This is a genomic window from Zemynaea arenosa, assembly GCF_004614185.1.
Classification (GTDB): Bacteria; Pseudomonadota; Gammaproteobacteria; order Burkholderiales; family Burkholderiaceae_D; genus Telluria; species Telluria arenosa.
This window is the reverse complement of record NZ_SPVF01000126.1, coordinates 1-5,797: the sequence shown is the minus strand read 5'-3', so window position 1 is coordinate 5,797 and position 5,797 is coordinate 1. Positions and strand designations below refer to the sequence as shown.

The following is a 5,797-nucleotide window of genomic DNA, read 5'->3' as shown; positions in this document are numbered from 1 at the left end:
CGTTCGCGGCGCCCCTTGTCCTGCCGCGCGGCGCGCGCTGCCGGCTTGCCATCTTCCGAGGAGACTTCGATGTTCAAAGCGATACGCCGCCGGCTGGCGGACATGCGGACCTTGCGCCTCTTGTGCGAGCGCGCCGAAGCGCATGCGCGGGAGCGGGGCGCGGCGCTGCCGGGGGCGGAGCATTTCCTGCTGGCGGCGCTGGACTTGCCGGATGGGGCGGCGGCGCGGGTGTTCGCGCGCTTGCAGGTCGATCCCCGGCGGGTGCCGGGCGCGATCGAGGAGCAGTACCGGAACGCGCTGGCGAGTGTGGGGCTGGATGGGGCGCACGAGGCGCCGGAGCCGCTGGCCGCACCCGTTGCGGGCGTGTATCGCGCGCAGGCCTCGGCGCAAGCGCTCATGCAGGTGCTGGCCAAGGATGCTGAGATGCGGGCCGGACGCGGACTCTCTGGAGCCCACGTGCTGGCGGCGCTGGCGAAGGCCGAGCAGGGCGTCGCAGCGCGCACCTTGCGGGTGCTGGGCGTCGGGACGGAGCAGTTGTCGCGCGCGGCGCATGAGGAAATCAGCGCACTGCCAGCTTAGGCTGAGCGAGAAATGGCTGCCGCCGGGCGCGAGGTCACTCCGGCCGCCGAGTGTTGTAATTAGTGCTCCAGTGTAATTTTCGGTAATACAGATGTCATAATAGGAATATTGCCCCACGGATTCCTTTGATGACACCTCTCACGCCGATGCAGAAGCGCGTACGCCAGTTGCGCTACTGGGCGGGCACGGTCCTCGTGTACGGCGCGTGCTTCGCCATGCTGCAGCGGGAGGTGCTGATCGGCCGCCTGCCCGCGCAGCGCGTCACGGCGGTGGGCTTCGTCGCGGCGGTGGCGCTGCTGCTGTTCGTGCTGCTGATCTGGTTCAGCGAGCGCCTGCGCATCCCCAACTGGCGCCTCGCGCAGGCCCAGGCCGCATTCGCGGTCGGCTTCGACGTGATGCTGTATGCCTTCGCGCCGCCCGAGCACCGCGCCTCGATGCTGATCGGGCTCCCGGTGGTGATCGTGTTCTCGGCCTTTGCGCTGAGGCCCCGCCAGACGCTGGCGCTGTCCGGCTTTGGCCTGATGCTGCTCCTGCTCGCGTGCCTGATCCTGGGCTATGTGGACATGGACCCGCGCCGCATGGGCGATGAGCTGACCAACTTCGGCCTCGCCGCCATCGGCATCATTTCGGTGGCGGTGGTCACCAGCGACCATGCGCGCCTGCGCGTCAAGCTGGTGGCGCAGCAGGCCGAGTTGCAGGCGGCGCTGGCCAAGATCGAGCGCGCCGCCAACACCGATGAACTGACCGCGCTCCTGAACCGCCACGGCGTGCGCTCGCGCTTCCATGCGGAGACCGACGAGGGCGAGCTGACGCTGGCGCTGATCGACATCGACCACTTCAAGAAGCTCAACGACGCGCTGGGACACGACGCGGGCGACACCGCGCTGCGCCACTTCGCCGAGGTGGCGCGGCGCAGCGTGCGGGCGCGCGACGCCGTCGCCCGCTGGGGTGGCGAGGAATTCCTGATCGTGATGCCAGACACCGGTCTGGCCGACGCGTGCCGGATGCTGGAGCGGCTGCAGCTTGGCTTGCGCGACCTGCCGCACCTGGAGGCCGGGCTCACCATTTCGGCGGGCGTTGTGCGGCAGCGCGATGGCGAAAGCTTCGATGCCATGGTCGGCCGGGCGGACGCGCTGATGTACGAAGCCAAGCAGTCGGGCCGCGACGCGATCCGGGTGGAGACGGCGGTTTAAGCGGTGTGCAGGTGGCGCCGGTGGCGCGGCTGGTCCCAGCGGGCCGTGAAGCGCGCCAGCGCGGTGGCGAGGGCGAAGCAGATCGCCACTGCCGGCAGGTAGATCGTGAAGGTCCAGGTCTGCGTGGCGCCGAGCAGCGCACGGTAGCCCGCCACCACCGCCAGCACCACGAACATGTGGGACAGATACAGCTCGTAGCTCAACTCACCCATGCGCGCCAGCCAGCGCAGGCCGCGGCGCGGTGCGGGTGGATGCGCATGGAAGGCGAGCAGCATCGTGCAGGCGCCTACGCACAGCAGGTACAGGCCCGATTTGAACAGGTGCTTGTGCACCAGGTCTCCCCAGCCGATCACCAGCAGGATGCAGAAGCCGCCGAAGAGGGCGATGGCGCGGGCGTCGCGCTGCGCCGGGCGCCAGCGCTGGGCCAGCAGCGCGGTGAGCACGCCCCAGGCGATGGCCGCCATTCCGGGCAGGTAGGCCTTCTCCCACCACACCTCGTTGGACGCCGGGACCATGTCGCGCAGCGGGATCAGGGCGAGCGCCCACACGGCCAGTGCGGCGATGAGGACGCGGCGCGGGAGGAGGAGGCAGAGCAGGGGGAAGCCCAGGTAGAACACCTCCTCGATCGACAGGGACCACAGCACGTCCCAGGCGGCGGGCGCCCAGCCGGTGCGGCCTTCGTACCAGTTGAAGGTGAAGGTGAGGGCGGATGCGAGCAGGCCGGCGAGTGTTTGCTGCGAATCTTTGCCAGGACCGAAGCCTTCGATGCCTGCCAGTGCGAAGCCGCTCAGGACGGCCAGCGTGAGGAACAGCAGCGGCAGGATGCGGCGCGCGCGCGCCGTGTAGAACTGGCGCAGGCTCACGCTGCGCAAGTCGCCGTGGCGCTCCAGGATGCGGGTGGCGATCAGGAAGCCGGAGATCACGAAGAAGATGAAGACGGCTTCGTAACCATTGAAGCTGACGGCGTTCAGGAGGCGCTTGGGCAGCCACTCGCCGAGGAGGCTGGGGCGCAGCGGAAGGCGGAAGGGCAGCGCAAGGTGGTGCACCACCACCAGCAGGATGGCGAAGCCGCGCAGGCAGTCGATGCCGCTATTGCGTGGCCGGGCCACGCGCGCGGCGGCAGGTGTCTGGCCCCGCATTGCGGCGTCCGCAGGTGGCGCTGCGGGCGCGAGGTCGCGTTCAGCCATGCGGTGCGCTCATCACGCGGTTGCGGCCGCAGCGCTTGGCGTCGTAGAGCGCGCGGTCGGCGGCGCCGATCAAGGCGGCCACCGAAGCCACGCCCGCGGTGTCCAGCATCGCCATGCCGATGCTGATGGTGACAAACGGCTCGCCGGCCGGCCCCGTATGTCCATGCGGGATATCCAGTGCACGAACGCGGCGCCGCAGCGCCTCCGCCATCGCGAGAGCCTGCGGCTCGTCCATCTCCGGCAGGATCACCGAGAACTCCTCCCCGCCATACCGCGCCAGCAAATCGGTCGGCCGCTGCAGCAGGCTGGCCAAGGCCGCCGCCACCCGCACCAGGGTCTCGTCTCCCTGCTGGTGTCCGTAATGGTCGTTGTAAGCCTTGAAGTGATCGATATCGATCATCAGCAGCGTCAAGGGCGTGCCCGCGCGCTTGGCGCGCCGCACTTCCTTCTCCACTGCGACATCGAAGTGCCGCCGGTTCGCAATCCCGGTCAGCCCATCCGAGAAGGTCTGCGAGCGCAATTCCAGTGCCTGCACCCGCAGCAGCCGCTCGCGGTTGACCGCCGCGCTGACATCGGTGATCTGGATCAGGCAATGCCGCTCGCCGCCCGGCAGCGCGACCGGCGTCACGGCCACCGCCTGCTGCATGCGCGGCCCGCCCGCCTGGGCGACCAGCGGGAATGGCGCCTTGTGCAGCGTCTGCGATAGCACCGACGGGAAGCCGCGCAGCGCCTGCGCGATGGCCGCGTCGATGCGGCGGTTGTCCAGCTCCGGGAACACGGCATGCAGTTCCCGTCCCAGCACCTCGGTCGCGGTGCGGCCCGAGTAGCGCGCCATCCAGCGGTTCCACAGCACGATGCGGCGGGCGCTGTCCAGCACCAGCATGCCGATATCGGCCGCCGCCAGCACGGCTTCCAGCATGACCAGGCGATGGTCCTGCGCTGTGGGCGTAGGCACGGGTGCGTCCATCAGCTCCCCATCGCCTTCGCCAGGTAGCGGTCCACCTGCTCCTGCAGGTCCGACAGGGCGCTCATGTCGAGGATAAAGGCGACATAGCCGTGGATCTCGTGCCGCTCCAGGATGAAGTCGATATGCAGCATCAGCACGATGGCATCGGCCGGGCTGCCGGAGGCGGTGAGGATCTCTTCGCTCGTCCCCACGTGGTAGGCGGGCAGGGATCCGGTGAGCTCCTGGCCGAAGATGTTGGCCAGGGTGCCGATGCACGAGTTCAGGATGATATTCCCGATCTCGCTCATGGCCTCCTGCTCCATTTCGGTCAGCTCTTCCAGCGGCACCGCCTCGCCCACCATCAGGCGCACGATCTCCAGGCTTTTATCCTCGGGGAACATGAGGACCGCCTCGGTCTCGAACGCGCCCTCGTAGTGCTGGCTGATGCCGCACACGCGGCTCGGTCCCGCCGCGGCGCTGCTTAGCAGGGCCGCGGCCTGCGCGCGGTTGAGGAAGCTGATCGAGGGCACCGACATCCGCACCTCTTCGCGCACGATGTCGCTCATCGAGGCGGCCGCGTGGCCGACACCGATATTGAAGATTTCGAGCAGGGCGTCGTGCTGCAGTTCGTTCAGCTGGATCATGGGCGGGCGTGGTGGCTCAGGAGGCGAGGGCGGCGCAGACCTTGGCGATGCGCTCCTCGGTGATCGGCTTTTCCATGAAGCCGATGCCCAGTTCCGCGGCGCGGTTGCGGGTCGCGGTCTGCACATTGGCGGTGAGGAGGGTTATGTGCGCGTTGGGGAGCAGGTCGCGCAGCTGCTCGGCCGCGGCCACGCCGCCCATGCCAGGCATGTTGACGTCGATGACCACGAGGTTCGGCTGGAAGGCCTGCGCCTTGGCGATGGCGTCTTCGCCGGTCGCCGCTTCGTCGATGATCCAGTCCGGGTGCGCGGCCAGGATGAACTGGCGGGCCATCAGCCGCGACACGCGGCTGTCGTCCACGACCAGGACTTTTTGCTGATTTGTCATTCTTGTTATTCCTGAGTTTTTGGTCTTCCGTACCCGCCATTTTCGCACACCTGCTTGCCAGTTTGACCAATTCCCGCCCCGCTGCCGATGCTAAAATGATGCGATTTTCCATTGCAATCCACGCTCACATGACTCAAGACGAACTGAAACAGGCGGTCGCCCGCGCGGCCATCGCCCACGTGGTGGACGGCGCCATCATCGGCGTCGGCACCGGCTCCACCGCCAACTTCTTCATCGACGAACTGGCGAAGATCAAGGACCGCATCGCGGGCACGGTGGCGTCGTCCGAAGCGACGGCGGCGCGCCTGCGCGGCCATGGCATTCCGGTGCTGGACCTGAACGAGGTCGAGTCGATCGCCGTGTACATCGACGGCGCGGACGAGATCAACGCCACCGGCGCCATGATCAAGGGCGGCGGCGCAGCCCTCACGCGCGAGAAGATCGTAGCCTCGGTGTCGAAGAAATTCGTGTGCATCGCGGACGGCTCCAAGCTGGTGGAAACCCTGGGCAAATTCCCGCTGCCGGTCGAAGTCCTGCCGATGGCGCGCAACGCCGTTATGCGCCGGCTGGCCGCGCTGGGCGGGCAGCCCAGGCTGCGCCTCAAGGATGGCGCGCCGCATATCACCGACAACGGCGGGGAGCTGATCGACGTGGCCGGGCTGGCGATCACCGACCCGGTGGGCCTGGAGCGCACGATCAACCAGATCGTGGGCGTGGTCGCCGTGGGCCTGTTCGCACAGCAGGGCGCGGACGTGTGCCTGCTCGGCACCGCCGATGGCGTGAAGACCCTGACCTTCGGGGAGCAGCGCGCATGAACCGCCTGCTGAATGCGGTGCGGCGCCCGCGCGCCCGCATGGCGGGGC

7 protein-coding genes are annotated in these 5,797 nt (G+C 68.4%); 3 read left to right on the top strand and 4 right to left on the bottom strand.

What is annotated here, in order from left to right:
* The first annotated feature begins 69 nt into the window (after positions 1 to 69).
* Together E4L96_RS09665 and E4L96_RS09660 are read left to right on the top strand one after the other, a co-directional pair.
* On the top strand, positions 70 to 579 hold the full coding sequence (locus E4L96_RS09665) for a Clp protease N-terminal domain-containing protein (RefSeq protein ID WP_135207007.1): 510 nt from the start codon (positions 70 to 72) through the stop codon (positions 577 to 579).
* Between the two features lie 128 nt (positions 580 to 707).
* Positions 708 to 1,772 (top strand): GGDEF domain-containing protein, encoded by a 1,065-nt coding sequence (locus E4L96_RS09660; protein WP_135207006.1) that lies wholly within the window; start codon positions 708 to 710, stop codon positions 1,770 to 1,772.
* Here E4L96_RS09660 and E4L96_RS09655 read toward each other — a convergent pair.
* Genes E4L96_RS09655 through E4L96_RS09640 form a run of 4 tightly spaced genes read right to left on the bottom strand, consistent with a single transcriptional unit; the run spans position 1,769 to position 4,934 of the window.
* Positions 1,769 to 2,959 (bottom strand): acyltransferase family protein, encoded by a 1,191-nt coding sequence (locus E4L96_RS09655; RefSeq protein ID WP_220433412.1) that lies wholly within the window; start codon positions 2,957 to 2,959, stop codon positions 1,769 to 1,771. The two genes, E4L96_RS09660 and E4L96_RS09655, sit on opposite strands and share 4 nt — an antisense overlap.
* The gene (locus tag E4L96_RS09650; protein WP_307721636.1) at positions 2,952 to 3,914 is read right to left on the bottom strand and encodes a sensor domain-containing diguanylate cyclase; all 963 of its coding nucleotides are present in this window, start codon (positions 3,912 to 3,914) and stop codon (positions 2,952 to 2,954) included. Before E4L96_RS09650 ends, E4L96_RS09655 begins: the two co-directional genes overlap by 8 nt.
* An 11-nt stretch (positions 3,915 to 3,925) precedes the next feature.
* On the bottom strand, positions 3,926 to 4,549 hold the full coding sequence (locus tag E4L96_RS09645; RefSeq protein ID WP_135207005.1) for a chemotaxis protein CheX: 624 nt from the start codon (positions 4,547 to 4,549) through the stop codon (positions 3,926 to 3,928).
* A 16-nt stretch (positions 4,550 to 4,565) separates the two neighbouring features.
* Positions 4,566 to 4,934, bottom strand: coding sequence for a response regulator transcription factor (locus E4L96_RS09640; RefSeq protein ID WP_135207004.1), 369 nt, complete (start codon positions 4,932 to 4,934; stop codon positions 4,566 to 4,568).
* A 128-nt stretch (positions 4,935 to 5,062) separates the two neighbouring features.
* Here E4L96_RS09640 and rpiA point away from each other — a divergent pair, with 128 nt between their 5' ends.
* Complete coding sequence (rpiA, locus tag E4L96_RS09635; protein WP_135207003.1) at positions 5,063 to 5,749, top strand: ribose-5-phosphate isomerase RpiA; 687 nt, start codon at positions 5,063 to 5,065, stop codon at positions 5,747 to 5,749.
* The last annotated feature ends 48 nt before the right edge of the window (positions 5,750 to 5,797 follow it).